This window comes from Dechloromonas sp. H13 (assembly GCF_009469615.1).
Classification (GTDB): Bacteria; Pseudomonadota; Gammaproteobacteria; order Burkholderiales; family Rhodocyclaceae; genus Azonexus.
Window position 1 is genome coordinate 327,496 of the sequence record NZ_SSXX01000001.1, and the last position, 24,533, is coordinate 352,028.

General features: G+C 65.9%; 26 protein-coding genes. 15 read left to right on the forward strand and 11 right to left on the reverse strand.

From position 1 onward, the window contains the following. Positions 1-182 precede the first annotated feature (182 nt). The 6 genes from GH660_RS01590 to GH660_RS01615 all read left to right on the forward strand — a co-directional run bounded on the left by GH660_RS01590 (position 183) and on the right by GH660_RS01615 (position 6,008). Positions 183-383: a hypothetical protein gene (locus GH660_RS01590; RefSeq protein ID WP_153144820.1), complete on the forward strand. Its 201-nt coding sequence runs from the start codon at positions 183-185 to the stop codon at positions 381-383. A 141-nt stretch (positions 384-524) separates the two neighbouring features. Next, complete coding sequence (locus GH660_RS01595) at positions 525-884, forward strand: CidA/LrgA family protein (protein ID WP_153144821.1); 360 nt, start codon at positions 525-527, stop codon at positions 882-884. Next, positions 881-1,600 carry an LrgB family protein gene (locus tag GH660_RS01600; RefSeq protein WP_153144822.1) on the forward strand — a complete coding sequence of 240 codons (720 nt, stop codon included), beginning with the start codon at positions 881-883 and terminating at the stop codon, positions 1,598-1,600. Before GH660_RS01595 ends, GH660_RS01600 begins: the two co-directional genes overlap by 4 nt. Positions 1,601-1,673: 73 nt before the next feature. Continuing rightward, on the forward strand, positions 1,674-4,028 hold the full coding sequence (locus GH660_RS01605; RefSeq protein ID WP_153144823.1) for a PAS domain S-box protein: 2,355 nt from the start codon (positions 1,674-1,676) through the stop codon (positions 4,026-4,028). Next, complete coding sequence (locus GH660_RS01610; protein ID WP_153144824.1) at positions 4,021-4,629, forward strand: response regulator transcription factor; 609 nt, start codon at positions 4,021-4,023, stop codon at positions 4,627-4,629. The genes GH660_RS01605 and GH660_RS01610 overlap by 8 nt, the downstream gene beginning before the upstream one ends. Positions 4,630-4,691: 62 nt before the next feature. Continuing rightward, positions 4,692-6,008 carry an MFS transporter gene (locus tag GH660_RS01615; protein ID WP_153144825.1) on the forward strand — a complete coding sequence of 439 codons (1,317 nt, stop codon included), beginning with the start codon at positions 4,692-4,694 and terminating at the stop codon, positions 6,006-6,008. Here the strand turns inward: GH660_RS01615 and GH660_RS01620 are convergent. Continuing rightward, positions 6,005-7,027 carry an ankyrin repeat domain-containing protein gene (locus GH660_RS01620; RefSeq protein ID WP_194266199.1) on the reverse strand — a complete coding sequence of 341 codons (1,023 nt, stop codon included), beginning with the start codon at positions 7,025-7,027 and terminating at the stop codon, positions 6,005-6,007. The genes GH660_RS01615 and GH660_RS01620 overlap by 4 nt on opposite strands. 89 nt (positions 7,028-7,116) lie before the next feature. Here GH660_RS01620 and GH660_RS01625 point away from each other — a divergent pair, with 89 nt between their 5' ends. Continuing rightward, entirely contained in the window at positions 7,117-7,602 is a 486-nt protein-coding gene (locus GH660_RS01625; protein ID WP_153144827.1) for an energy transducer TonB, read from the forward strand. Between the two features lie 3 nt (positions 7,603-7,605). Here the strand turns inward: GH660_RS01625 and GH660_RS01630 are convergent, their stop codons facing one another. The 5 genes from GH660_RS01630 to GH660_RS01650 form a co-directional block, all read right to left on the reverse strand. Then, the gene (locus GH660_RS01630; protein ID WP_153144828.1) at positions 7,606-8,805 is read right to left on the reverse strand and encodes a CaiB/BaiF CoA-transferase family protein; all 1,200 of its coding nucleotides are present in this window, start codon (positions 8,803-8,805) and stop codon (positions 7,606-7,608) included. Between the two features lies 1 nt (position 8,806). Then, positions 8,807-9,604, reverse strand: coding sequence for a glutamate racemase (murI, locus tag GH660_RS01635; protein WP_153144829.1), 798 nt, complete (start codon positions 9,602-9,604; stop codon positions 8,807-8,809). A gap of 36 nt (positions 9,605-9,640) precedes the next feature. Beyond that, complete coding sequence (locus tag GH660_RS01640; protein WP_153144830.1) at positions 9,641-9,919, reverse strand: hypothetical protein; 279 nt, start codon at positions 9,917-9,919, stop codon at positions 9,641-9,643. A 125-nt stretch (positions 9,920-10,044) separates the two neighbouring features. Then, on the reverse strand, positions 10,045-11,286 hold the full coding sequence (icd, locus tag GH660_RS01645) for an NADP-dependent isocitrate dehydrogenase (protein ID WP_153144831.1): 1,242 nt from the start codon (positions 11,284-11,286) through the stop codon (positions 10,045-10,047). A 240-nt stretch (positions 11,287-11,526) separates the two neighbouring features. Continuing rightward, entirely contained in the window at positions 11,527-13,764 is a 2,238-nt protein-coding gene (locus GH660_RS01650; protein ID WP_153144832.1) for an NADP-dependent isocitrate dehydrogenase, read from the reverse strand. A gap of 198 nt (positions 13,765-13,962) precedes the next feature. Between GH660_RS01650 and aceK the strand changes: the two genes are divergently transcribed. The 5 genes from aceK (at position 13,963) to tpx (ending at position 19,231) form a co-directional block, all read left to right on the forward strand. Continuing rightward, entirely contained in the window at positions 13,963-15,735 is a 1,773-nt protein-coding gene (gene aceK / locus GH660_RS01655) for a bifunctional isocitrate dehydrogenase kinase/phosphatase (RefSeq protein ID WP_153144833.1), read from the forward strand. A gap of 66 nt (positions 15,736-15,801) precedes the next feature. Then, positions 15,802-16,929 carry an NAD(P) transhydrogenase subunit alpha gene (locus GH660_RS01660; RefSeq protein ID WP_153144834.1) on the forward strand — a complete coding sequence of 376 codons (1,128 nt, stop codon included), beginning with the start codon at positions 15,802-15,804 and terminating at the stop codon, positions 16,927-16,929. Continuing rightward, positions 16,929-17,213 carry a proton-translocating transhydrogenase family protein gene (locus GH660_RS01665; protein WP_228276315.1) on the forward strand — a complete coding sequence of 95 codons (285 nt, stop codon included), beginning with the start codon at positions 16,929-16,931 and terminating at the stop codon, positions 17,211-17,213. Before GH660_RS01660 ends, GH660_RS01665 begins: the two co-directional genes overlap by 1 nt. Beyond that, positions 17,213-18,583, forward strand: coding sequence for an NAD(P)(+) transhydrogenase (Re/Si-specific) subunit beta (locus tag GH660_RS01670; RefSeq protein ID WP_153144835.1), 1,371 nt, complete (start codon positions 17,213-17,215; stop codon positions 18,581-18,583). Before GH660_RS01665 ends, GH660_RS01670 begins: the two co-directional genes overlap by 1 nt. Positions 18,584-18,724: 141 nt before the next feature. Continuing rightward, positions 18,725-19,231 (forward strand): thiol peroxidase, encoded by a 507-nt coding sequence (tpx, locus tag GH660_RS01675; protein ID WP_153144836.1) that lies wholly within the window; start codon positions 18,725-18,727, stop codon positions 19,229-19,231. Positions 19,232-19,322: 91 nt separating this feature from the next. Here the strand turns inward: tpx and GH660_RS01680 are convergent, their stop codons facing one another. From GH660_RS01680 to coaBC, 3 genes are read right to left on the reverse strand one after another with little or no spacing between them, the layout of a single operon-like run. Beyond that, positions 19,323-19,937 (reverse strand): cytochrome c, encoded by a 615-nt coding sequence (locus GH660_RS01680; RefSeq protein WP_153144837.1) that lies wholly within the window; start codon positions 19,935-19,937, stop codon positions 19,323-19,325. A gap of 10 nt (positions 19,938-19,947) precedes the next feature. Then, entirely contained in the window at positions 19,948-20,397 is a 450-nt protein-coding gene (dut, locus tag GH660_RS01685) for a dUTP diphosphatase (RefSeq protein WP_153144838.1), read from the reverse strand. Beyond that, positions 20,397-21,587 (reverse strand): bifunctional phosphopantothenoylcysteine decarboxylase/phosphopantothenate--cysteine ligase CoaBC, encoded by a 1,191-nt coding sequence (gene coaBC / locus GH660_RS01690; protein ID WP_153144839.1) that lies wholly within the window; start codon positions 21,585-21,587, stop codon positions 20,397-20,399. The genes dut and coaBC overlap by 1 nt, the downstream gene beginning before the upstream one ends. A gap of 46 nt (positions 21,588-21,633) precedes the next feature. On the opposite strand from coaBC, the gene radC reads away from it, so the two are divergent. The 3 genes from radC (at position 21,634) to rpmG (ending at position 22,818) form a co-directional block, all read left to right on the forward strand. Next, positions 21,634-22,314 carry a DNA repair protein RadC gene (gene radC, locus GH660_RS01695; RefSeq protein WP_153144840.1) on the forward strand — a complete coding sequence of 227 codons (681 nt, stop codon included), beginning with the start codon at positions 21,634-21,636 and terminating at the stop codon, positions 22,312-22,314. Between the two features lie 83 nt (positions 22,315-22,397). Next, positions 22,398-22,631: a 50S ribosomal protein L28 gene (gene rpmB, locus GH660_RS01700; RefSeq protein WP_066883651.1), complete on the forward strand. Its 234-nt coding sequence runs from the start codon at positions 22,398-22,400 to the stop codon at positions 22,629-22,631. Positions 22,632-22,650: 19 nt separating this feature from the next. Next, positions 22,651-22,818: a 50S ribosomal protein L33 gene (gene rpmG / locus GH660_RS01705; RefSeq protein WP_066883653.1), complete on the forward strand. Its 168-nt coding sequence runs from the start codon at positions 22,651-22,653 to the stop codon at positions 22,816-22,818. A 58-nt stretch (positions 22,819-22,876) separates the two neighbouring features. Here rpmG and GH660_RS01710 read toward each other — a convergent pair whose 3' ends face one another. Beyond that, on the reverse strand, positions 22,877-23,374 hold the full coding sequence (locus GH660_RS01710) for a disulfide bond formation protein B (protein WP_153144841.1): 498 nt from the start codon (positions 23,372-23,374) through the stop codon (positions 22,877-22,879). Beyond that, entirely contained in the window at positions 23,361-24,524 is a 1,164-nt protein-coding gene (locus GH660_RS01715; protein WP_153144842.1) for a fatty acid desaturase, read from the reverse strand. Before GH660_RS01715 ends, GH660_RS01710 begins: the two co-directional genes overlap by 14 nt. Positions 24,525-24,533: the final 9 nt, after the last annotated feature.

The following is a 24,533-nucleotide window of genomic DNA, read 5'->3' on the forward strand; positions in this document are numbered from 1 at the left end:
GGAGAGAGACCGAAGCGCCGGGGCAACCCGGCGCTTTTTTGTCGACTGCCGCCCGGCTGCGGTCGACGCCCGAAAACGGGCAAAAACCGGAACCGGCGTTCCCGGTCTGCCAATGTCGGCACGATTTGTGCACCGCACAAATCGCAACTGCCCGAATGTTGGATACACGACAGGAGAACAGCATGGATATCTGGACCAAACTCACGGAATTCCTCGCCTGCGGCTTGTTCGTATTGCCGGCGATGCTTGGCTTCGGCCTCGACAGCTTCGAGGTTTTCGCCGTCACCCTCGGGCTGATGCAGATCCTGCTGATCGGCGTCACGGTCGGCGCCCCGACGGTAATGCCAACGCACCACGACGATGCCGGGAAGCACCGACATTGAGCATGGCGCGGGAGGCAACGCCGCAGCGTGGCACCGCGAATGGGTAATTACCTGAAGTAACGGATCAATGGACATTTTTTGGTCTATTGATGACGTGCAATAAGCAATAGACTGCAGGCTTCACTATTCGAGGCCTGCATCATGCTTTCCGCCCTGACCCAATTGCTCGTCTTCCAGCTGGCCGGCGAGGTCGTCGCCCGCGGCCTGAACCTGCCGGTGCCGGGGCCGGTGCTCGGCATGCTTTTCCTCTTCGTCGCTCTCGCCCTGCGCGGCGGGCCGGGGCACGAACTGCAGACGACCAGCCAGAACCTGCTGCAACATCTGTCGCTGCTCTTCGTGCCGGCCGGCACCGGGATCATGGTGCATCTCCATCGCGTCGCCGACGAATGGCTGCCGCTGCTGCTGTCGCTGCTGATCAGCACCGTCGCGACGCTGGTGGTGACGGCGCTGGTGATGAAGCTGTGCATGCGCCGACAGGCGGCGCCGGGAGAAGCGCCATGACGCCGCAGCTCACCGAGATCTGGGTCTACCTGTCGGCCTCGCCGTTGCTCGGGCTGACCGTGACGCTGCTCGCCTACCAGGCCGCCTTCTGGCTCTACCGGCGTTCCGGCATGAATCCGCTGGCCAACCCGGTGCTGATCGCCGTCGCCATTTTGGTGCTTTTGTTGACGTCGACCGCAACCAGCTACGAAACCTACTTCGCCGGTGCGCAGTTCGTGCATTTCCTGCTCGGCCCGGCCACGGTGGCGCTCGCCATCCCGCTTTACACACAGTTCCGCCGCGTGCGCTCGATGTTGCTGCCCGTTGTCGCCGGGCTGATCGCCGGCAGCCTGACCGCCGCGCTCTCGGCGATCGCCATCGCCCGCCTGTTCGGCGCCAGCCTGCCGACCCAGCTGTCGCTCGCCCCCAAGTCGGTGACGACGCCGATCGCCATGGGCATCGCCGAACGCATCGGCGGCATCCCCTCGCTGACCGCCGTGCTGGTGATCGTCACCGGCATTCTCGGCGCGGTCGGCGCGCGCGCCATCTTCGATGCAATGAAGCTGCACGACCCGGCGATCCGCGGCTTCGCCATCGGCGTCGCCTCGCACGGCATCGGCACCGCGCGCGCCTTCCTGGTCAGCGAGCAGGCCGGCGCCTTCGCGGCGCTGGCGATGGGCCTCAACGGCGCGCTGACCGCCCTGCTGCTGCCGCTGCTGCTGGGCTGGCTGCGCTGAACCGTTCGTCATGCTCCGGGTGTTAGGGTAACTACCAATGGCCGTGCCGCGCCGGCAGGCGAAGAATCAGTCCATGCTCGTCCGTCCCCCACCCCGCCAGCCCAAGCAGACCTGGCTGTGGCTCGCGCCCTATGCGGCCATCGGCATCTTCGCCTTGGCCATGCTGGTCGTCACCGCCCTGCTGCAGTGGCGCGAGCATGACACCGCGCTGTCGGCGCTCGAAGGCGACATGCACTGGGCCGAGCGCACCATCGAGAACCGCCTTCACGCGCACCAGGATTTCCTGACCGAACTCGGCCGCGAGCAGGAATTCCGCCAGCTCACCTACGAAGCCTTCCAGGTCCGCGCCAGCCGCTACGTGCGCGACAACCCGGAAATTGCCGCCGTCATCTGGGTCGATACCGACGGCAAGGTCGAATGGGTGGCCCCCAACGAGGCGCTGGCGACCTTCGTCGGCGAACAGTTGACCGGCATCCGCCTGGTCGCCCTGCAGGAAGCGCTGCGCACGCGCCGCGCACTGTTCTCGCCGAATTACCGGGGCGCCGACCAGCGCCACGCCAACGACCTGATCCTGCCCGTCCAGCGCGGCAGCAGCGATCTTGGCGCCTTCATCGCCATGCAGTCGCTGGAAACCCTGCTGCGCGTGACCCTGCCTGCCGGCTTTACGGCGCGCTACAGCCTGACGGTGGTCGACGCCGACAACCGCGAAGTGCTGAGCAATTCGTCGATCAGGCCGACCGACCGGCGCATTTCCGGCACCATCAGCCTCGACCTGCCCAATAACCGGCTCGGTCTCCACATCGTTGCCTACCGCGGCGGCGGCGCCTGGCTGTCCTTCGTCCCGGCCGCGCTGATCCTGTTCCTGACCCTGATCGCCAGCGCCACCCTGTTCCAGCTGCGCCGCCATGCGCAGCGCCGCGCCGAAACCGAGGAGCAGCTGCGCGCCGCCTACGCCTTCCGCCAGGCGATGTCGAACTCGCTGGTCACCGGCCTGCGCGCCATCGATCTCGAAGGCCGCATCACCTTCGTCAACGCCGCCTTCTGCCGGATGACCGGCTTCGACGAAGCGGAGCTGGTCGGCGTCGCCCCGCCCTATCCCTACTGGCCGCCCGAGGAATTCGACCGGCTCCAGAACAACATCGACACTGCGCTGGCCGGCCGCGCGCCGCCCAGCGGCTTCGAGATGCGGATCATGCGCAAGAACGGCGAGCGCTTCGACGTCCGTCTCTACTTCTCGCCGCTGATCGACACCGCCGGCAAGCAGATCGGCTGGATCGCCTCGATGAACGACATCACCGAGCCCAAGCGCGCCCGGGTCGAGCTCGAGCGCGCCCACGAGCGCTTCGTCACCGTCATCGACGGCCTCGACACGGCGGTGCACGTCGCCGACGCCAGGAGCGGCGAAATCCTCTTCGCCAACCGCGCCTTCCAGTACATCTTCGGCTTCGACACCGTCGGCCGCGACTCGGCGCTGGTTACCGCCGCCTGCCGCCCGCCGCCCGAGGCCCTGAGCCGCGACCCGGCCGACCTCGACGCCGCCGACCTGCCGTGCGAACTGTTCGACGGCGAGATCCAGCACGCCCTTTCCGGCCACTGGTATCACCTGCATGAGCGCGCCATCCGCTGGGTCGACGGGCGCACCGTGCGCGTCCAGATCGCCGCCGACATCACCGACCGCAAGCACATCGACGAAGTGAACCTGCAGCAGCAGAAGCGCCTGGAGCAGACCTCGCGCCTGATCACCATGGGCGAGATGGCCTCGTCGCTGGCGCACGAGCTCAACCAGCCGCTGTCGGCGATCGCCAACTACTGCGCCGGCTGCATCAAGCGCATGCAGGCCGGCAACTACAAGTTCGAGGACCTGCTGTCGGCGATGCAGAAGGCCAGCGACCAGGCCGAGCGGGCGGGCAAGATCATCCGCCGCATGCGCGACATGGTGAAGAAGAGCGACCCCAACCGGCAACCGATCGCCCTGGCCGAGCTGCTCGACGAGGCGCGCGCCTTCGCCGACATCGAGGCGCAGCGCACCAGCACGCAGATCGTCGTCGACCTGCCGGAAAACTTGCCACGCATCGTCGTCGACCGCATCATGATCGAACAGGTGCTGCTCAACCTGGTCAAGAACGGCATCGAGGCCATGCACGACACCCCGGTCGAGCGCCGCCGCCTGTATATCGGCGCCCGCCAGATCGACGCGCGACTGCTGCAGGTGGAGGTCGTCGACAACGGCCACGGGCTACCGGAAGAAGACGTGGAAAAGATTTTCGCACCGTTCTATACGACCAAGCAGGAAGGCATGGGCATCGGCCTGGCGATCTGTCGCTCGATCATCGAGTTTCACCAGGGGCACCTGTGGGTCGAGGCACGCCGCGAGGGCGGCACCGTGTTCCGTTTCACCGTACCGATAGAGGGAGACGCCGATGAGTGAGCCACAACCGACCATCCATGTCGTCGACGACGACGAGGCGATGCGCGATTCGATGACCTGGCTGCTCGAAAGCGAGGGCTATACCGTCGCCTGCTACGACTCGGCTGCCGGCTTCCTGGCCGCGCGCGGCGACCACATGCGCGGCTGCATCGTTCTCGACGTGCGCATGCCGGAAATGAGCGGCCTCGAACTGCATGAAAAACTCGAGGCGCTCGGCTCACGCCTGCCGATCATTTTCGTCACCGGCCACGGCGACGTACCGATGGCGGTCTCGGCGCTGCAGCGCGGCGCCTGCGACTTCATCGAGAAGCCCTTCAACGACGAGGACCTGCTGTCGCGCATCCGGCGCGCGCTGGAACTCGATGCCGAGCTGTCGGCCCGCGAGCAGCGCAACCACGCCATCGCCCGGCGCCTGGAGCAACTGACCCTGCGTGAACGCGAAGTCATGCAGCTGGTCGTCGCCGGCAAGCTCAACAAGCAGATCGCCGACGCGCTGGACATCAGCATGAAGACGGTCGAGGCACACCGCGCCCGGGTCATGGAAAAAATGGGCGTGCGTACCCTGGCCGAACTGGTCAAGGCGGTGATGACCCTCAACTAGCACGGTTTGGAAGCCGCCGCCCGGCAGGCGATAATGGCGGCCCCTCGTCCGCCCCCAGCATCATGACGCCACCGGAAAGCCAGCAGACCATCCAGAAGAAGGTCGTGGTCGCCGCCTGTTTCGGCACCTTCCTGGAATGGTACGACTTCCTGACCTTCGCCTCGCTGGCCGTCCATTTCAGCCTCCTCTTCTTCCCCGCCGACGATCCGGTCGCCGCGCTGCTCGCCAGCCTCGGTACCTTCGGCGTCGGCATGATCGTGCGCCCGCTCGGCGCCGCGCTGTTCGGCTCGCTCGGCGACCGCCACGGCCGGCGCACCATCTTCCTCGCCACCATCGTCCTGATGGGCGTGTCGACCGTATTCGTCGGCCTGCTGCCGACCTACGAACAGGTCGGCCTGCTCGCCCCCGCCCTGCTGCTCATCCTGCGCATGCTGCAGGGGCTGTCGGTCGGCGGCGAGATCGGCGGCGCCGCGGTCTACCTCACCGAACACGCGCCGGCCGGCCGGCGCGGCCTTTACACCAGCGTCCTACAACTGATGGGGCCGCTCGGCATGATGGCCTCGACGCTGCAGATCATCGTCCTCCAGCAGTGGCTGAGCGATGCCGAGTTCCGGGCCTGGGGCTGGCGCATTCCCTTCCTGCTTTCCGCCGTGCTGCTCGCCATCTCGATCAGGAGCCGGCTCAACCTGCATGAATCGCCGGTCTTCCGCCAGTTGCGCGAGAAGAACGCGCTGGCCAAGACGCCGCTGCGCGAATGCTTCCGCGACCGCCACACGCTGGGGCGCATGGCGCTGCTCTTCTTCTGCATTTCGGCCGGCGGCTCGTTGCTCTTCTTTTCGGCGCAGGTCTATACCGGCGTCTTCCTGAAAACCGTGCTCAACCTGCCGTCGACCGCAGCCGGCTGGCTGGTGACGATCTCGACGCTCGCCCTGTTCCCCGCGACGCTGTTCTGCGGCTGGCTGTCCGACCGCATCGGCCGCCGCCCGGTGCTGCTGGCCGGCCTGATCGGCGGAGCACTGACGGTACTGCCGGTCTTCCACGGGCTGCAGCACTACGCCGGGCTGGCGACGCCGGACACGACGATGATCGCCGTCCTGCTGCTGGTTCTCGTCGTGCCGCTGGCCTGCATCACCGGGCCGCAGACGGCGACGCTGCCCGAACTCTTCCCGGCGCGCACCCGCTACACGGCGGTCGCCCTGCCGCACAACCTGGCGGCCGGCTGGATCGGCGGCATGTCGCCGTTCATGGTGACCTGGCTGGGCGTCCGCTTCGGCGACCCGCTGGCCGGTCTGTGGTATCCGACCGCCCTGCTGATCGTGGCCGCCGTCATCGGGCTGCTGTTCCTGCCCGAGGTACGCGACCGGCCGCTGGCAGACTAATCCTTTTTGGCGCCACCCTTGGGCGGTGCGGCCTTGGCCGGCGCCCTGGGCTCGACGGTCTTGCCCTTGCCGTCGTAAATGATCTTCGCCGACTGATCCTTCGGCGCCTTGCGGCTAGCGGTGATTTCCATCGTCGCCGCCCTTTGCGGCGTCACCGGCTGGTCGATCTCGCTGCGCATGACGCGCACGCGCTCGATGGAAATCCGTTTGTCGATGGCTGCGGTCGACTCGCCGCGCTCGACCAGTTTCTCGCGCATTTCCATCAATTCCTCGAGTTCCTTCGACATACGCAGCGAGCGGGTCGGCTCGCCCCAGGTCTCCTTCGGCTGGTTGACCGCGAGATTGAACTCTTCCGGGTTGGTGATCATGCGCGCGATGCCCAGCTGGTTGTAGCGCATCGCCCATTCCAGCGCACCATCGCCCCAGTCGTTGCGGAAACTGCGCTCGGCCCCCTTCTCGATCAGCAGACGTGCCATGTCTTCGCGCCCTTCGTAGATGGCCATCATCAGGACGCTGGAACCGTTGGTGCTCAGGGCGTTGATGTCGGCGCCCTGTTCCATCAGGTAATCGACCACCGGGCGATGACCGGCGAACACCGCGTAATGCAGCGGCGACCACTGGCGCGCCGGCGCATTGATGCGCGCCCCGCGCTCGACCAGCCACTTGACCGCCTCCAGATGCCCACGCCAGGCGGCCAGGATGATGGCCGTCTCGCTGTTGCCGTTCATCCGGTTGATGTCGGCGCCGCGCGAGATGAACAGGCGCATCATGTCGATGTTGCCTTCCCAGGCGCCGATCATCAGGCCGGAACCGATGCGGCTGCCCATGAAGTCGGGCGCCAGGCCGGCGTCGAGCCAGGCCTTGGCCTGCTCCAGGTCGCCCAGCTCCAGGTTGGTGACGAAGGCCGTCGGGGTCGGCAGGGCCGCCGGGTCGCGCGCCCAGAATTGGGCCTGGGCCGGCAACACCAGCCCCATCCCGATTATCATTGCGACCAGCAGTTTCACTCGACCCGGTTTCATCAGCGTACTCATCTCCATTGGCCAGCCCGCATTTTCTCACGTCCCGGAACCAGCGCCGGCTATTCCTCGCCCTGGCCGCGTCTCTGCTGTTGCACTCCCTGCCCTTCGTTCGCGGCCTGTTGCCCGAGCCGTCACCGCCTCCGCCGCCCCCGCCGCTCACTGCCAGCCTGCGCCCGCCGCCCGTCGCGCCACTGCCGCCGCCCCCGCCGCTGACCCTGCCCGAGCCACCGAAATCCGCGCCCCCCGTTGCGAAACCGCCGCCCAAGCCCAGGCCGCCGGAAAAGCCGCCGGCCGCCGCGAAAACCTGGACCCAGGCGGTCCGCCAGCATCTGAAGAAACTCGACGACAGCGGCCAGTTCTACCCGGCGGAGGCGATTGCCCGCGGACTGGAGGGCGAAGCGCTGGTCCTCATCATCATCGACGAGAGCGGAAGCGTCACCGCCGCCCGCATCGAGCAAGGCAGCGGCCACCGCCTCCTCGACGACGCCGCCTTGCGCGCCGTCCGCTCGCTGCGTTCGCTGCCCGCCGATGCGCCGCGCGAGGCCCTGCTGCCGGTCCGCTTCCGCCTGCGCTGAGGGTCAGACGGCGCCGGCCGCGCGCAATTCCGCGATCGCCGCCGCGTCGTAGCCCTGCGCAGCAAGCACCTCGTCGGTATGCGCGCCAAGTGTCGGCCCCACCCATTCGGTGCTGCCCGGCGTATCCGACAGCTTGGGCACGATGCCGGGCATCCGAAAGGCCCGGCCATCCGGCAGCGTGGCCGACTCGATCATGGCGCGCGCGATGAATTGCGGGTCGGCGAACATGTCGACCGCGGAATACACACGCGACGACGGCACCTCGGCCGCCGCCAGCGTCGCCAGCACCTCGCTCTCGTCGTGCGCGCCACACCATTCGTCGATCAGCGCATAGATCTCGTCGCGCCACGCGTCGCGCCCGGCGTTGTCGGCCAGCCCCGAATCGTCGGCGAGGTCGGCGCGGCCGATGGCATGCATGAAGCGCCGGAAGATCGCGTCGCCGTTGGCGCCGATGGTGACATGCTTGCCGTCCCGGGTGGTGTGCGTGTTCGACGGCGTGATGCCGGGCATGATGTTGCCGGTGCGCTCGCGGACGAAGCCGAAGACGTCGAATTCCGGCACCAGCGACTCCATCATCGCGAACACCGCCTCGTAGAGCGCGACGTCGACGACCTGCCCGGCACCGCCATTGACCTCCCGGTGGCGCAGCGCCATCAACGCGCCGATGGCACCCCACAGCGCGGCGATCGAGTCGCCGATCGAGATGCCGGTGCGCACGGGCGGCCGGTCCGGGAAACCGGTGACGTAGCGCAGGCCGCCCATCGACTCGCCGACCGCGCCGAAGCCCGGCTGGTCCTTGTACGGCCCGCTCTGGCCGAAACCGGAGAGGCGCACCATGACCAGCCCCGGGTTGTCGGCCTTGAGTTGCTCCCAGCCGAGCCCGAGCTTCTCCAGCACGCCGGGACGGAAGTTCTCGACCAGGATGTCGGCTTCGGCGATCAGCTTGCGCACGAATTCGCGCCCTTGCGGGTGCTTCAGGTTAGCCGTCACCGATTTCTTGTTGCGCGCCTGTACGTACCACCACAGCGAGGTGCCTTCGTACAGCTTGCGCCACTTGCGCAGCGGGTCGCCGCCATCGGGCGCCTCGACCTTGACCACCTCGGCGCCGAACTCGGCCATGATGCGGCTGCAGAACGGGCCGGCGATCAGCGTGCCGAGTTCGACGACCTTGACGCCGGCCAGCGGCTTTTGCGTTTTGCTCATCTCAGGGCTCCCAGTGTTCGACGTGCATTTTTGCCCCGAAAAGGCGGTCGACCGTAGCCGTCACCGCCAGCGGCGCGCCACTGGTGGCCACCGTCAAACCGCCTTGCCCGCCGCCGAGCAGGCCGGCCGCCGCCAGCAGGCGCTCGAGCTGGCGCGCCACGGCCTCGCCGGTGTCGAGCAGGGTCACGCCGGGCGGCATGCGCCGGGCGATCGCCTCCGCCACCCACGGGTAATGCGTGCAGCCGAGCACCACGACATCGGCGCCGGCGGCCGCCAGCGGTTCGACGAAGGCATCGAGCAGCGCCGCCACCGCCGGGCCCTGCGGCCCCTCCGTCTCGATCGCCTCGGCCAGGCCGGGGCAGGCCTGCCCGACGACCCGGACATGGTTGGCATGATTGCCGACCAGCCGCTGAAAGCGTTCGCTGTGCAGGGTGCGCGTCGTCGCCAGGACGCCGATGACGCCGCTTCGGGTCAGGGCGGCGGCCGGCTTGACGCCGGGTTCGAGCGCGACGATCGGCAGAGCGCTCGCCGCCCGGATCGCCTCCGCGGCCGCCGCGGTCGCCGTGTTGCAGGCGATCACCAGAGCCTTCGCCCCGCGCCGCGCCAGCGCCTCGGCGATCAGCACGCCGCGTTCCTTGAGGAAGGCTTCCGGCCGGTCGCCGTAGGGCAGGAAACGGGTGTCGGCGAAGTAGAAATAATCCTCCAGCGGCAGTCGACCGCGCAAGGCGCGCAGCACCGTCAGGCCGCCAAGGCCGGAATCGAAGACGGCGACGGGGTGAGGCGCGGAATCAGCCGGCAATTTTTCCACGGCCGGTCGGCAGGACTGCGGACAAGCTCACTCGGTCGGCCCCGGGCGCGGTTCGACCGGCTCCGGGTTTTGCCGGGCGACCGCCGGCGGCTTGGGGAACAGGTTCGCACGCAGGTTGAACAGGTAGCTGCCGGTCGCCACGAACCCCGCTAGAACGCCGAGAATGTATTTCAAGGGCGGTTCCACCAGCGAATCAGGTGCGAACAGGATCCACCAGGCCGCCAGCAGGATGCCGAGGAACAGCCCGCGCAGCAGTATCCATTTACGTACGTTCTTCTGGCGCAGCGCGAGTTCTTCAGCGCTCAAAGGCTGGGGCTGGGGGGCCTGATCCGGGTTCATCGTGGGCATCTGGGAAATAGGTTGGGGGAAGGATTCTACGCGAAAAGAAGAAGCCCCCTTGCGGGGGCCTCGAGCGGGCGCGCGTCACGCCATCACATGCGGGCGATCATCGCATCGCCGAAGCCCGAACAGGAGAGCTCGTCGGCCCCGTCCATCAGGCGCGCGAAGTCGTAGGTCACCTGCTTGTCGCCGATGGCGGCTTCCATGGCCCTGATGACCAGGTCGGCCGCCTCGGTCCAGCCGAGATGGCGCAGCATCATCTCGGCGGAAAGGATGAGGGAGCCCGGGTTGACCTTGTCGAGGCCGGCGTACTTCGGCGCCGTGCCGTGGGTGGCCTCGAAGCAGGCGTACTGGTCGGAGATGTTGGCCCCCGGCGCGATGCCGATGCCGCCGACCTGGGCGGCCAGCGCGTCGGAGATGTAGTCGCCGTTCAGGTTGGTGGTGGCGATCACGTCGTATTCGGCCGGGCGCAGCAGGATCTGTTGCAGGAAGGCGTCGGCGATCGAATCCTTGACGATCACTTCGCGGCCGCTCTTCGGGTTCCGGAACTTGCACCACGGGCCGCCGTCGATCAGTTCGGCGCCGAACTCCTCCTGGGCCACCTTGTAGGCGGTGTCACGGAACAGGCCTTCCGTGAACTTCATGATGTTTCCCTTGTGCACGATGGTCAGCGACTTGCGGTCGTTGGCGATGACGTACTTGAGCGCGGCGCGCACCAGGCGCGTGGTGCCCTCGATCGAGATCGGCTTGATGCCGATGCCGGACGATTCCGGGAAACGGATTTTCTTGACGCCCATTTCCTTCTGCAGGAAATCGACGACCTTCTTGCAGGCCTCCGAGTTGGCGGCCCATTCGACGCCGGCGTAGATGTCCTCGGTGTTCTCGCGGAAGATGACCATATTGGTCAGTTCCGGGTTCTTGAGCGGCGACGGCACGCCCTTGAAGTACTGCACCGGGCGGACGCACTGGTAGAGGTCGAGTTCCTGGCGCAGGGCGACGTTGAGCGAGCGGATGCCGCCGCCGACCGGCGTCGTCATCGGTCCCTTGATGGAAACCGAGTATTCCTTGAGCGCATCGAAGGTCTCCTTGGGGAACCACTCGTCCGGCCCGTAGAGACGGGTGGATTTCTCGCCGGCATAGACCTCCATCCAGTGTATCTTCTTCGTGCCGCCGTAGGCCTTGGCGACCGCGGCGTCGATCACCTTGATCATGACCGGCGTGATGTCGATGCCGATGCCGTCGCCCTCGATGTAGGGAATGATCGGATTGTCCGGGATCGCCTGCCCGGGAACGATTTTCTGACCGCCTTGCGGAACCGTGATGCGAGAAGCCATAGTCACACTCCATGTATTGTTATGAGACGACCCGGTGTTACGTCGTAAGCCCCGCTGAAGGGGCCGGCCAGGGGACGCCGAGGGCGCCGTGACAAATTTGATTATGCGGCAAAACCGGGAACGGTGTCAGCCATTTGCCGAACGGAAGGCGACCATCCGGCAAGGGGGCGCCGCCGGCTGACGAAAAAACGCCGGCGCACGGGTTGCCCCGTCGCCGGCGTCGCGCTGGCGGTCAGCCGATCAGCTGCGGACAGCCTTCAGGGCGGCGTTGAAAGTCGGGCTCGGACGCATCACGGCCTTGCACTTCTCGGAATCGGCCTTGTAGTAGCCGCCAATATCGACCGGCTTGCCCTGCACCGTCTTCAGTTCGGCGACGATCTGCGCCTCGTTGTCGGTCAGGGTCTTGGCCAGCTTGGCGAAGTGGGCGGCCAGCTCGGCGTCCTCCTTCTGCGCGGCCAGCTCCTGCGCCCAGTACATCGCCAGGTAGAACTGCGAACCGCGGTTGTCGAGCTCGCCGGTCTTGGGCGACGGCGACTTGCGGTTGTCGAGCAGCTTGCCGGTCGCGGCATCCAGTGTTTTGGCGAGCAGGACGGCACGCTGGTTGCCATCCTTGAGGCCGAGGTCTTCCAGGGAAACCGCCAGGGCCAGGAATTCGCCCAGCGAATCCCAGCGCAGGTGGTTTTCCTCGGTCAGCTGTTGCACGTGCTTCGGTGCCGAACCGCCGGCGCCCGTTTCGTACATGCCGCCGCCGGCCATCAGCGGGACGATGGACAGCATCTTGGCCGAGGTGCCGAGTTCCATGATCGGGAACAGGTCGGTCAGGTAGTCGCGCAGGATGTTGCCGGTCACCGAGATGGTGTCGAGGCCGCGGATGACGCGCTCCAGGGTGTAGCGCATGGCGCGGACCTGCGACATGATCTGGATGTCGAGGCCGGTGGTGTCGTGATCCTTCAGGTAGGTCTTGACCTTCTTGATCAGTTCGTTCTCGTGCGGACGGTACGGGTCGAGCCAGAAGATCGCCGGGGTGTTGGAATTGCGGGCACGGGTGACGGCCAGCTTGACCCAGTCGCGGATCGGCGCATCCTTGACCTGGCACATGCGCCAGATGTCGCCCTGCTCGACGTTCTGCGTCAGCAGCACTTCGCCGGTGTCGATATCGACGATGTTGGCGATCCCGTCCTCGGCGATTTCGAAGGTCTTGTCATGCGAACCGTATTCCTCGGCCTTCTGCGCCATCAGGCCGACGTTCGGCACGGTGCCCATGGTCTTCGGGTCGAAGTTGCCGTTCCACTTGCAGAAGTTGATCATCTCCTGGTAGATGCGGGCAAAGGTCGATTCCGGCATCACGGCCTTGCAGTCGGCCGGCTTGCCGTCGGCGCCCCACATCTTGCCGCCCTGGCGGATCATCGCCGGCATCGAGGCATCGACGATCACGTCGTTGGGCGAGTGGAAGTTGGTGATGCCCTTGGCCGAATCGACCATGGCCAGCTTGGGACGGTGTTCCTGACAGGCGTGCAGATCGCGGATGATCTCGTCGCGCTTGGATTCCGGCAGCGTCTTGATCTTGTCGTAGAGGTCGACCATGCCGTTATTGACGTTGATGCCGAGTTCGGCGAACAGGGCGCCGTGCTTCTCGAAGGCTTCCTTGTAGAAGATCTTGACGCAGTGACCGAAAACGATCGGGTGCGAGATCTTCATCATCGTCGCCTTGACGTGCAGCGAGAACAGGATGCCAGCCTGGCGGCAATCTTCAAGTTCCTTTTCATAGAAGTCGCACAGCGCCTTCTTGCTCATGAACATCGAGTCGATGATCTCGCCATCCTTGAGCGCGACCTTCGGCTTCAGGACGGTGATCTTGCCGCCCTTGGCGATCAGTTCCATGCGCACGTTGCGCGCCTTGTCCAGAGTCATGGACTTTTCGCCATGGTAGAAATCGCCATGGTGCATGTGGGAGACATGCGTCTGCGACCACTGCTTCCATTCACCCATCGAGTGCGGGTTCTTGCGGGCGTAGTTCTTGACGGCCGCCGGGGCGCGGCGGTCGGAGTTGCCTTCGCGCAGCACCGGGTTGACAGCGGAGCCCAGGCACTTGCCGTAGCGGGCGGCAATCGCCTTGTCCGCTTCGTTGGCCGGGTTTTCCGGGAAATCGGGAATCTTGTAGCCCTTCTCCTGCAGTTCCTTGATGCAGGCCTTCAACTGGGCGACGGAGGCCGAGATGTTCGGCAGCTTGATGATGTTGGTGTCCGGCAGCAGGCACTTCTTGCCCAGTTCGCCCAGGGTATCGGGAACCTTCTGGTCGTCGCTCAGGCAATCCGAAAATTCGGAGAGCACACGGGCGGACACGGAAATGTCGGCCTTTTCGATCTCGACGCCGGCCGGCCCGGTGAAGGTGCGAACGATCGGCAGGAAGGCGCAGGTCGCCAGCAGAGGCGCCTCGTCCGTGAGTGTGTAAATGATTTTCGACTTATCTGCAGCCATGCGACCCCCTCGAATTGGATTGATAAACGCGGGCCGAATCTAAAGCCGGCCCCTTTCGCCTTGCTTACAACCTTGAAACATTCGAGTATCGTTTTCTGCGCCGCCGTAGTCAATGGCAGTCGTCGTCGGGCAACGCCGGCCAGCCGTTCGGCCTACGTCCAAATGCTAGAATTGGCCGCTGCAGCAGGAGAGATGACGATGAAGATTTCGGTCGGCCTCTATGGCACGAACGCACACCAGATCGCCCTGGCCCTGATCCAGGGCTTCAACAAGCACTACACCCTGTTCCGCGAAACGAGCAAGGAGGCCAAGGTGCGCTTCGAACAGGGCGACTGGCTGGGCGTGCACAAGGCGGTCCGCGAACGCATCCGCTTCTACGACGACCGCGTCGACGAATGCGTCGAGCGCCTGCGCACCGAATTCGACGCCAGCAACATCGACCAGCCGACCTGGCAGCAGGCCAAGCTGCTCTACATCGGCCTGCTGCTCAACCACAAGCAGCCGGAACTGGCGGAAACCTTCTTCAATTCGGTGACGACCAAGATCCTGCACCGCAACTACTTCCACAACGATTTCATTTTCGTCCGGCCGACGGTGTCGACCGAGAACATCGAAGCCGACTACGACCCGACCTATCGCAGCTACTATGCCAAGGAAGACGGCCTGCACGGCGCGATCCGCAGCATCGTCGAGGATTTCGGCTGGAAGCGCCCGTTCGCCGATCTCGGCCGCGACGTCAATCATGTCTACCATGCGATCCGCCGCTTCCTGAAGGGCATGCCGCATCGCGAAGTGAATTTCCAGATCCAGGTGCTGGCCTCCGCCTTCTATCGCAACAAGGCCGCCTACATCATCGGCAAGGCGATCAACGGCGCCACCGAATACCCCTTCGCGATCCCCGTCCTCCACGACGAGAACGGCAAGCTGTATCTCGACACCGTGCTGCTCGACGCCTGGCGGATCGGCCTGCTGTTCTCGCTGTCGCGCGCCTACTTCATGGTCGACATGGAAGTACCCTCCGGCTACGTCCAGTTCCTGCGCGCCATCATGCCCAACAAGCCGCGCTCGGAGATCTACATCATGCTCGGCCTCGGCAAGCAGGGCAAAACCATGTTCTTCCGCGATTTCATCTACCACCTGCACCATTCCGAAGACAAGTTCATCATGGCCCCCGGCATCCGCGGCCTGGTCATGCTGGTCTTCACGTTGCCGTCCTACCCCTACGTCTTCAAGATCATCAAGGACGTCTTCGGCGCCTCGAAGAACATGGATCGCGCCACAGTCAAACGCAAATTCATGATGGTCAAGCAGGTCGACCGCGTCGGGCGCATGGCCGACACGCTGGAGTTCTCCAACGTGCTCTTCCCGCTCGACCGCTTCGCCGACGAAGTGCTGGAGGAACTGCGCACCCTCGCCCCCTCCTGCTACGAGATCGATGGCGACCAGCTGATCATCAAGCACGTCTACATCGAACGCCGCATGGAGCCGCTCAACATCCATCTCGACCGCATGGAGCGCAGCAACAACATCGACGGCCTCGAACATGCGATCAAGGAATACGGCAGCGCCATCCGCGAACTGGCCCAGGCCAACATCTTCCCAGGGGACATGCTGTGGAAGAACTTCGGCGTCACCCGCTACGGCCGCGTCGTGTTCTACGACTACGACGAAATCGAGTACATGACCGACTGCAATTTCCGCAGGATCCCGCCGGCCCCGGACTTCGAAACCGAGATGTCCGGCGAAATCTGGTATTCGGTCGCCAGGAACGACGTCTTCCCGGAGGAATTCGGCACCTTCCTGCTCGCCTCGCCGACCCTGCGCAAGGTCTTCCACAAGCATCACAAGGATCTGCTGTCGCCGGAATTCTGGCAGAAGTCGCAGCAGAAGATCCGCGAGGGGCACGTCGAGGACTTCTTCCCCTACCCGCAGGAACTGCGCTTTTGCAACAGCCCGCCGGTTGCCGAATGACAAGAATTATTAGAAAACCCTGAAATTCGGGATAATCCCCGACAAACAATCCCTGGAGAGAGCAGCATGCCCCTGAGCATTGCAGTCGCTCGCGAACGAACGCCCGGCGAAGGCCGGGTCGCCCTCGTTCCCGAGACCGCCAAGAAGTTCGCCGCCCTCGGCGCCAACCTGCGCATGGAACAGAGCGCCGGCATCGAGAGCCATTTTCTCGACTCGAACTACACCGAGGTCAGCATGGTCGGCGGCATCGCCGAAGCCTACGGCCAGGCCGGCCTGATCCTGCGTGTGACCCCGCCGTCGCCGGACGAGATCGCCGCGCTGCCCGAAGGCTCGGTACTGATCGGCCTGTTGAAGCCCTTCGAAGACAAGGCGCGGCTGGCCGCCCTCAACGCCCGCAAGATCACCGCCTTCGCGCTCGAACTCCTGCCGCGCATCTCGCGCGCCCAAAGCATGGACGCCCTGTCGTCGCAAGCCTCCTGCGCCGGCTACCAATGCGGCCTGATCGCCGCCGCCCGCTGCACCAAGTTCTTCCCGATGCTGACCACCGCCGCCGGCACCATCCGCCCGGCCCGGGTGCTCGTCATCGGCGCCGGCGTCGCCGGCCTGCAAGCCATCGCCACCTGCAAACGCCTGGGCGCCATGGTCGACGCCTACGACGTGCGCGCCGCCGCCCGCGAACAGATCGAGTCGCTCGGCGCCAAGTTCGTCGACACCGGTGTCGCCGCCGACGGCGCCGGCGGCTACGCCCGAGAACTGTCGGCCGAAGAGAAGGCGCAGCAGGCCGAGAAGCTGGCCAAGGCCGTCGCCCTCGCCGACGTCGTCATCACCACCGCGGCGATTCCCGGCAAGAAGGCGCCGGTCATCATCACCACCGAAATGATCGCGCGCATGAAATACGGCGCCATCGTCGTCGACATGGCCGCCGAATCCGGCGGCAACTGCGCCCTGACCCAACCCGGCGAACACGTCATCGCCAACGACGTGAATATCCACGGACCGCTCAACCTCCCTTCCCGCATGCCGACCCACGCTTCCGAGCTCTACGCCAAGAACCTCTACAACTTTATCTCGCCGTGGATCAGGAACGGCGAACTCGAATTCGACTGGAACGACGAGGTCGTCGCCGGCACCGTACTGTGCCGGGACGGCGCCACGGTCAGCCCGATCGTCAAACAAGTGCTGGGAGACGCCTGATGGACGGCATGCTCGCGCTCTACATCTTCATGCTCGCCGCCTTCACCGGCTACGAGATCATCGCCAAGGTGCCGGTCATCCTGCACACGCCGCTGATGTCCGGCTCCAACTTCATCCACGGCGTCGTCGTCGTCGGCGCCATGGTCGCGCTCGGCGGCGCCGACACCGTCCTCGAACAGGCCATCGGTTTCTTCGCCGTGGCGCTGGGCGCGGCCAACGCGGCCGGCGGCTACGTGGTGACCGAGCGCATGCTCGCCATGTTCAAGAAGAAGGAGGGCGCGTAATGACTCTGCCCCTCTACGTCCAGGGTGCCTGGTTCGTCGGCGCGCTACTCTTCATCTTCGGCCTCAAGGGCATGAGTTCGCCGGCCTCGGCGCGGCGCGGCATCGTCATCGCCGGCTACGGCATGCTGATCGCCATCGCCGGCACCTTCCTCGTGCCCGGCCTCAAGAACATCGCGCTGATGCTCGTCGCGCTGGTCGTCGGCGGCGCCAGCGCCTGGATCTCCGGCAAGAAGGTCAAGATGACCGACATGCCGCAGATGGTCGCAATCTACAACGGCATGGGCGGCGGCGCGGCGGCAGCGATCGCCGCCATCGAGTTTGCCCGCGGCGAATCGCACAGCCTCGTCGTCATCATCCTGGCGGTGCTCGGCGCCCTGATTGGTGCCGTCTCGTTCACCGGTTCGTGCGTCGCCTACGCCAAACTGCAGGGGCTGCTCAAACGGGCCGTCCGCCTGCCGGCGCAGAACGTGGTCAACGTAATGCTGGCGCTGGCCGCCGTTGCCCTCGGCGTCGCCATGATCGTCACCGCCCCGGCGCAGCCGGAGCTGATCTACGGTTTCTTCGCCCTCGCCCTGCTGCTCGGCCTGATCGTCACGCTGCCGATCGGCGGGGCCGACATGCCGGTCGTCATTTCGCTATTCAACGCCTTCACCGGCCTCGCCGTCGGCTTCGAGGGCTACGTCCTCGGCAACCCGGCGCTGATCATCGCCGGCATCGTCGTCGGCGCCGCCGGCACGCTGCTCACCCAGCTGATGGCCAAGGCGATGAACCGGCCGATCTCCAACATCCTGTTCACGCCGATGGTGGCCAGCGGCGGCGGCGAGGCGATCACCGGCACGATGAAAGAGGTCGGCGCCATCGACGCGGCGGCGATGATGCGCTACGCCAGCAAGGTCATCATCGTGCCGGGCTACGGCATGGCGGTGGCGCATGCCCAGCACAAGGTGTGGGAGATGACGTCGATTCTGGAAGAAGCCGGGGTCGAGGTGAAGTTCGCCATCCACCCGGTCGCCGGGCGCATGCCGGGCCACATGAACGTGCTGCTGGCCGAGGCCGGCGTGCCCTACGACAAGATCTTCGACCTCGAGGAAATCAACGGCGAGTTCCCCCAGGCCGACGTGGCGCTGATCATCGGCGCCAACGACGTGGTGAACCCGACGGCGCGCACCGACAAGTCGAGCCCGATCTACGGCATGCCCATCCTCGATGCCGACAAGGCGCAGAACGTCATCGTCATCAAGCGCGGCAAGGGCACCGGCTACTCCGGGGTCGAGAACGCGTTGTTCTACACCGACAACTGCCGCATGCTCTACGGCGATGCGCAGCCGATGGCCGGGGAGATCATCCAGCACCTCAAAGCCATGGGCTAGGCGCCGGTTGCGGTCGACCCCGAATTTCGGGCAAAAATCAGGGAACGCCCGGGCGCGCCCGGCGTCCACGTCTGGCATTCACCCAACCGGCAGCCGCCCAGCCGCGGCGGCCGCTAACCACCACAACCACAGGAGAGACACATGTCGAATACCGTAACGCTGGGCGGCAATCCCGTCACCGTCGGCGGGCACTTCCCCGCCAAGGGCGAGCAGGCCCCCGCCTTCTCGCTGGTCGGCAAGGATCTCGCCGACGTCACCCTGGCCAGCCTGGGCGGCAAGCGCAAGATCCTCAACATCTTCCCGAGCATCGACACCCCGACCTGCGCCACCTCGGTGCGCAAGTTCAACCAGAGCGCCGGCGACCTCGCCGACACCGTCGTGCTGTGCATCTCGGCCGACCTGCCCTTCGCCCAGGCCCGCTTCTGCGGCGCCGAGGGGCTGGCCAACGTGCAGACCCTGTCGACCATGCGCGGTCGTGACTTCCTCGACGCCTACGGCGTCGCCATCGCCAGCGGCCCGCTGGTCGGCGTGGCGGCACGCGCCGTGGTCGTCGTGGACGAGAACAACCGCGTGCTGCACAGCGAACTGGTCGGCGAGATCAAGAACGAACCGGACTACGCCGCCGCCCTCGCCGCCCTGGGCAAGTAGAACGTACAGCCTACCGACGGAAAAATGCCCGCCACTCAGGCGGGCATTTTCGTTTTCCGGCCGCCCGGCTGCGGCCCGCGTCGGTAAGAAATCAGTCCAGCGTGGCGATATATTCGGCCACGGCATGCGTTTCCAGCTCGGTCAGCCTGGATGCCACCGTATGCATCACCGCGTTGTCGTTGGTCCGTTCGCGCTTGTTGAACTGCTTGAGCTGGTCCTCGATATAGCGCGGATGCTGGCCGGCGAGGCGCGGCAACTGCGCCGTGCCGTGGCCCTGCGGGCCGTGGCAGGAAGCGCAGGCCGGCAGGCCGGAATAACGGTTGCCATAGGCGAAGATGTATCTGCCGACGGCCACCAGCTCGCCATCCTGCGCCCGGCGCGGCGCCCCCTTCCGGCTTTCGAAATAGGCGCCGAGCGCCGCCATTTCCTCCGGCGTCAGGCTCTCGGCCTGCGGCTTCATGGTCTCGCTGGCGCGCTTGCCGCTCTTGAAGTCGGCCAGCTGGCGGGCGATGTATTCGGCATGCTGGCCGGCCAGCCGCGGATAAACGGCGCTCGCCGACTCGCCGCCCTTGCCGTGACACAGGGCGCAACGCGCCGCGACGATCTCCTCCGCCCGCTTCTGGTCGCCGGCATCCGCCGCCGACGCCAGCGCCGGGAACAGGGCGCTGATTGCCAGCAGCGCCCCACCTACGATCGCTTGTCGCATGACTCCCTCCTCAGTGCTTGCCGGTGCTGCCGAAACCGCCCTCGCCGCGGGCGCTGGCATCGAAATCCTCGACCACGTTGAAGCCGACCTGCAGCACCGGCACCACGACCAGCTGCGCGATGCGTTCCAGCGGGTTGAGCGTGAAGCTCGCCTGGCCGCGATTCCACACCGAAACCATCAACTCGCCCTGGTAGTCGCTGTCGATCAGCCCGACCAGGTTGCCGAGCACGATGCCGTGCTTGTGGCCGAGGCCGGAGCGCGGCAGGATCATCGCCGCCAGGCCTGGGTCGGCGAGGTGGATGGCCATCCCGGTGCGCACCAGCGTCGTCTGGCCGGGCAGGATTTCCAGCGGCGCATCGAGACAGGCGCGCAGGTCGAGCCCGGCAGCGCCCGGCGTCGCGTAGTGCGGCGGGCTGTCGTGCAGGCGGGGATCGAGGATCTTGACGTCGATACGGTGCATCAGGCGGCTCCGGTCAGATGGGCGATATGTTCGACCAGCTGGCGCGCCAGCACCGATTTCGGCGCCGGCGTCAGCGGGTGCGTGCCGTTGTCGTCGAACAGGACGAGGCGGTTGTCGTCACCGCCGAAACCGTCCTGGATCAGGTTGCCGGCGATCAGCGGGATGTTCTTCCGGCGCCGCTTGGCCTGCGCGTACTCTTCCAGGTTGCGGCTCTCGGCGGCAAAGCCGACGCAGAACGGGCCGTCCTTGAGCGCCGCCACCTCGGCCAGGATGTCCGGGTTCTCGACCAGTTCGATCGGCGGCACGCCGCCCGCATCCTTCTTGAGCTTGTGCTCGGCGGCGTTGGCGACACGGTAGTCGGCGACGGCGGCGACGGCGACGAAAATGTCGGCCTCCACCGCCCGCGCCATCACCGCCGCGTGCATTTCAAGCGCACTTTTCACATCGATGCGGTCGACACCCTGTGGCGGGCCAAAACCAACCGGCCCGGAAACCAGCGTCACCGCCGCTCCGGCATGCCGTGCCGCGCGCGCCACGGCGTAACCCATGCGCCCGGACGACAGGTTGGTGATGCCGCGCACCGGGTCGATGGCCTCGAAGGTCGGCCCGGCGGTGACCAGCACCTTGCGGCCGGCCAGCACCTTCGGCGTGAAGAAGGCGATCACCTCTTCGAGAATTTCCTCAGGCTCCAGCATGCGGCCGGCACCGACCTCGCCGCAGGCCTGCTCGCCGCTGGCCGGGCCGAGGAGGTGGACGCCGTCCGCCGCCAGTTGCGCCATGTTGCGCCGGGTCGCCTGGCTTTCCCACATCTGCCGGTTCATCGCCGGCGCCGCCAGCAATGGGCAGTCGCGCGCCAGCACCATGGTCGTCAGCAGGTCGTCGGCCAGGCCGTTCGCGACGCGCGCCAAGAAATCGGCCGAAGCCGGCGCGACGACGATGCAGTCGGCCTGCCGCGAGAGGTCGATGTGCGCCATCGCGTTCGGCATGCGCGCATCCCACTGGTCGGTGAACACCGGCTTGCCGGACAAGGCCTGGAAGGTCGTCGGCGTCACGAAATGCGTCGCCGCCGCGGTCATCGCCACCTGCACGTCGGCGCCCTGCCTGCCGAGCAGGCGGACCAGTTCGGCCGCCTTGTAGGCGGCGATGCCGCCGGTGACGCCGAGAACGATGCGCTTTCCCTGTAATTCCATTGTCGTGCCGTTAGAATGAGCGTTTTCCCATTCTACTGGAAATGGCATGGCGATCACCGACTGGCCCGAGGGCGAGCGCCCGCGCGAACGCCTGCTGGCGTATGGCCCGCAGGCGCTGTCCGACGCCGAGTTGCTGGCCATCTACCTGCGCGTCGGCGTGCGCGGCAAGAGCGCCGTCGATCTCGCGCGCGACCTGTTGCAGCGTTTCGACGGCCGTCTCGGCGCCCTGGCCGAAGCCTCGCTGGACGAACTGGCCAGCGTTTCCGGGATCGGCATGGCCAAGGCCGCGCAGCTGAAGGCCAGTTTCGAACTGGCGCGCCGCGCGCTGGGGCAGGAAATGGCCAGCCGCGACACCTTCTCGGCGCCCGGCAAGGTGCGCGACTGGTTGCGCCTGAAACTGGCCGCGCGCCCGCACGAAGTCTTCATGGCGCTGTGGCTGGACGCCCAGAACCGGCTGATCAAGGCCGACGAACTCTTCTCCGGCACGCTGACGCAAACCAGCGTCTACCCCCGCGAAGTGGTCAAGGCGGCGCTCGCCCACAACGCGGCGGCCGTCATCCTGGCCCACAACCACCCGTCCGGCGTCGCCGAGCCGTCGCGCGCCGACGAAATGCTGACCCGCGCGCTGAAGGAGGCGCTGGCCCTGGTCGACGTCCGCCTGCTCGACCACTTCATCGTCGCCGGCAACGCCATGCCGCTATCGTTCGCCGAAAGGGGACTTTTGTAGGAAAGACAAAAACCACTTGAAACAACAACCTGTTTTTCGCTATACTCGCGGGCTTTCTTCTAGCGAATTCTGGAGCACCAATCATGGCGCGAGTCTGCCAAGTAACGGGTAAAGCCCCGATGGTTGGGAACAAGGTTTCCCACGCCAACAACAAAACGAAGCGCCGCTTCCTGCCGAACCTGCAGTATCGCCGCTTCTGGGTCGAAAGCGAGAACCGCTTCGTCCGTCTGCGCGTTTCCAACGCCGGCCTGCGCCTCATCGACAAGAATGGTATCGACACCGTCCTCGCCGACCTGCGCGCGCGCGGCGAAGTCTGACTAAGGAAGGATAAAGAAAATGGCTAAAGGCGGTCGCGAAAAGATCAAGCTGGAATCCACGGCTGGCACCGGGCACTTCTACACCACCTCCAAGAACAAGCGCACGACGCCTGAGAAGCTGGAGATGATGAAGTACGACCCGAAGGCCCGCAAGCACGTGGCCTACAAGGAAGTGAAGCTGAAGTAATTCGGCGCGCTCCAGCTTTCGACAAACCCGCCTTCCGGCGGGTTTTGTTTTTTGTGGGCTACGCCCGGTGCCTGCACAGCGCCAGTAGCGCCGCGTAGCCGACGATCCCGGCAAAGACCAGCACCGACCAGTTGGCCATCGACAGACCGAGGAATTCCCATTCGCGGCTGGTGCAGAAGCCGGTGGCGAGGAACAGCCCGGGCCACTGCATCCCCAGCCAGTCGACCAGGCGCTCGATCAAGTTCGGGTCGCTGTAGCCGCACTCGGTGGCCAGGTGCGGGAAGGCCTGCATCCACGTCTGATAACCCGCCACCGCGACACCGCCGGCGGCCAGGAGGGCGATCAGGCCCGACCACAGCAGGCGGCCGCCGGGCCATAGCGTGCCGCCCAGCGCCAGCAAACCGATCACGAGGTAGAGCAGGCGCTGGAAGATGCAGAGCGGACAGGGCGCCAGCCGCAGCAGGTGCTGTAGTTCCATACCCAGGGTAACGAGCCCGAAAACGCCCAGGGCCAGCGTGGCGAACCACGCGCGAACGGGTACCTCACGCCACGGCATAGCTGCGCATCCTGATCGAAAGTTCCTGCAACTGGCGGATCCCCGAGGCCTCGGCCTTGTGGCACCACGCCTGGAGATCGGCGACCAGTTGCTCGCGGCTGGCGTTGGTGCGGTTCCACACCGCCGTCAGTTCGGCGCGCATGGCGTACAGGGTAGCGAGGCGCTGGCTCCTCGCCAGCATGGCCTCGAAACGCTTGCGCCAGTCTTCGGGAATCTGCTGGGCATCGACTTCCAGCCATTGCCGGAGGTCCTTGAAGGAGGCACGGTCCTGCAGCCTGCCCAACTCCTCGCGGTAGAGCTTTTTCAACGAACGCCCATAGCGCGCGAGGACGTCGTAGCGGTTGTCGATGACCGCCTGCAGCGTGGCGAAATCGACCACCTGGCGCGGCGAAACGATCTTCGGCACGGGCGCCAGCTTCTTCACCCGGGCCAGGCCCAGCGCAGCGAGAATGCGGATGTACATCCAGCCGATGTCGAATTCGTACCAGCGGCTCGAGAGCTTGGCCGAGGTCGCGAAGGCGTGGTGGTTGTTGTGCAGTTCCTCGCCGCCGATCAGGATGCCGAGGGGGGAAATGTTGGTCGAGGCGTCGGTGCAGTTGAAGTTGCGGTAGCCCCAGTAATGGCCGAGGCCATTGATGACGCCGGCGGCCCAGAAGGGAATCCAGACCATCTGCGCGCCCCAGATGAGCACGCCCGGCACTGCGCCGAAGAGAACGACGTCGATCGCCAGCATCAATACGATGCCGAGCTTCTGGCCCGGCGTGTAGACATGGCGCTCCAGCCAGTCGTCCGGCGTGCCGTGGCCGTAACGCCGCATGGTCTCGGGGTTCTTCGACTCCCGGACGTAGAGGAAGACGCCGCCCCACAGCACGCGGTGGATGCCGAACACCTGGGGGCTATGCGGATCGTCCGCCGTCTCGCACTTGGCGTGGTGCTTGCGATGAATCGCCGCCCACTCCTTGGTCACCATGCCGGTGGTCAGCCACAGCCAGGCACGGAAGAAATGCGACGGCAACGCCGACAGGTCAAGCGCGCGGTGCGCCTGATGGCGATGCAGGAAGATGGTGACCGAGGCAATGGTGACATGGGTGAGGCCGAGCGCCACGAGCGCATAGCCCCACCAGGGAAGATCGAAAACGCCGGATGACATGGGGTCCTT

What these genes read in the sequence shown, in the direction of transcription:
- GH660_RS01595 (WP_153144821.1), top strand. Translation starts at nt 525, where the DNA reads ATGCTTTCCGCCCTGACCCAATTGCTCGTCTTCCAGCTGGCCGGCGAG.
- GH660_RS01665 (WP_228276315.1), top strand. Translation starts at nt 16,929, where the DNA reads ATGGACGGCATGCTCGCGCTCTACATCTTCATGCTCGCCGCCTTCACC.
- GH660_RS01590 (WP_153144820.1), top strand. Translation starts at nt 183, where the DNA reads ATGGATATCTGGACCAAACTCACGGAATTCCTCGCCTGCGGCTTGTTC.
- rpmG (WP_066883653.1), top strand. Translation starts at nt 22,651, where the DNA reads ATGGCTAAAGGCGGTCGCGAAAAGATCAAGCTGGAATCCACGGCTGGC.
- GH660_RS01660 (WP_153144834.1), top strand. Translation starts at nt 15,802, where the DNA reads ATGCCCCTGAGCATTGCAGTCGCTCGCGAACGAACGCCCGGCGAAGGC.
- rpmB (WP_066883651.1), top strand. Translation starts at nt 22,398, where the DNA reads ATGGCGCGAGTCTGCCAAGTAACGGGTAAAGCCCCGATGGTTGGGAAC.
- GH660_RS01715 (WP_153144842.1), bottom strand. Translation starts at nt 24,524, where the DNA reads ATGTCATCCGGCGTTTTCGATCTTCCCTGGTGGGGCTATGCGCTCGTG.
- GH660_RS01605 (WP_153144823.1), top strand. Translation starts at nt 1,674, where the DNA reads ATGCTCGTCCGTCCCCCACCCCGCCAGCCCAAGCAGACCTGGCTGTGG.
- aceK (WP_153144833.1), top strand. Translation starts at nt 13,963, where the DNA reads ATGAAGATTTCGGTCGGCCTCTATGGCACGAACGCACACCAGATCGCC.
- GH660_RS01615 (WP_153144825.1), top strand. Translation starts at nt 4,692, where the DNA reads ATGACGCCACCGGAAAGCCAGCAGACCATCCAGAAGAAGGTCGTGGTC.
- GH660_RS01620 (WP_194266199.1), bottom strand. Translation starts at nt 7,027, where the DNA reads ATGAAACCGGGTCGAGTGAAACTGCTGGTCGCAATGATAATCGGGATG.
- GH660_RS01710 (WP_153144841.1), bottom strand. Translation starts at nt 23,374, where the DNA reads ATGCCGTGGCGTGAGGTACCCGTTCGCGCGTGGTTCGCCACGCTGGCC.
- GH660_RS01650 (WP_153144832.1), bottom strand. Translation starts at nt 13,764, where the DNA reads ATGGCTGCAGATAAGTCGAAAATCATTTACACACTCACGGACGAGGCG.
- radC (WP_153144840.1), top strand. Translation starts at nt 21,634, where the DNA reads ATGGCGATCACCGACTGGCCCGAGGGCGAGCGCCCGCGCGAACGCCTG.
- dut (WP_153144838.1), bottom strand. Translation starts at nt 20,397, where the DNA reads ATGCACCGTATCGACGTCAAGATCCTCGATCCCCGCCTGCACGACAGC.
- GH660_RS01670 (WP_153144835.1), top strand. Translation starts at nt 17,213, where the DNA reads ATGACTCTGCCCCTCTACGTCCAGGGTGCCTGGTTCGTCGGCGCGCTA.
- GH660_RS01600 (WP_153144822.1), top strand. Translation starts at nt 881, where the DNA reads ATGACGCCGCAGCTCACCGAGATCTGGGTCTACCTGTCGGCCTCGCCG.
- tpx (WP_153144836.1), top strand. Translation starts at nt 18,725, where the DNA reads ATGTCGAATACCGTAACGCTGGGCGGCAATCCCGTCACCGTCGGCGGG.
- GH660_RS01680 (WP_153144837.1), bottom strand. Translation starts at nt 19,937, where the DNA reads ATGCGACAAGCGATCGTAGGTGGGGCGCTGCTGGCAATCAGCGCCCTG.
- coaBC (WP_153144839.1), bottom strand. Translation starts at nt 21,587, where the DNA reads ATGGAATTACAGGGAAAGCGCATCGTTCTCGGCGTCACCGGCGGCATC.
- icd (WP_153144831.1), bottom strand. Translation starts at nt 11,286, where the DNA reads ATGGCTTCTCGCATCACGGTTCCGCAAGGCGGTCAGAAAATCGTTCCC.
- GH660_RS01630 (WP_153144828.1), bottom strand. Translation starts at nt 8,805, where the DNA reads ATGAGCAAAACGCAAAAGCCGCTGGCCGGCGTCAAGGTCGTCGAACTC.
- GH660_RS01610 (WP_153144824.1), top strand. Translation starts at nt 4,021, where the DNA reads ATGAGTGAGCCACAACCGACCATCCATGTCGTCGACGACGACGAGGCG.